Annotated in this window: 1 protein-coding gene; it reads left to right on the top strand. The window is 64.3% G+C overall.

What is annotated here, in order from left to right; translation table 11 throughout:
• On the top strand, positions 1 to 224 hold a 224-nt coding region (locus tag BN358_RS13455; RefSeq protein WP_304412803.1), incomplete at both ends, for an ArsA-related P-loop ATPase.

Raw genomic sequence — 224 nt, forward strand, 5'->3', positions numbered from 1 at the left:
GCACCTGGAGAACACGATGGGGGATGGGTACGGGCTGCCGAGTCTCAGCATGTCCCGGGTCGATCCGCAGCGGGCCGTCAAGGAGTACCGCGAGCACATCATGGCCACGAAGGGCAAGAACCTGGACGATGCGGGGAAGGCACTGCTGGCCGAGGACCTGATGTCGCCGTGCACCGAGGAAGTTGCGGTCTTCCAGCAGTTCTCCCGTCTCGTGAACGAGGCTC

The organism is Sedimentibacter sp. B4, assembly GCF_000309315.1.
Lineage (GTDB): Bacteria > Bacillota > Clostridia > Tissierellales > Sedimentibacteraceae > Sedimentibacter > Sedimentibacter saalensis.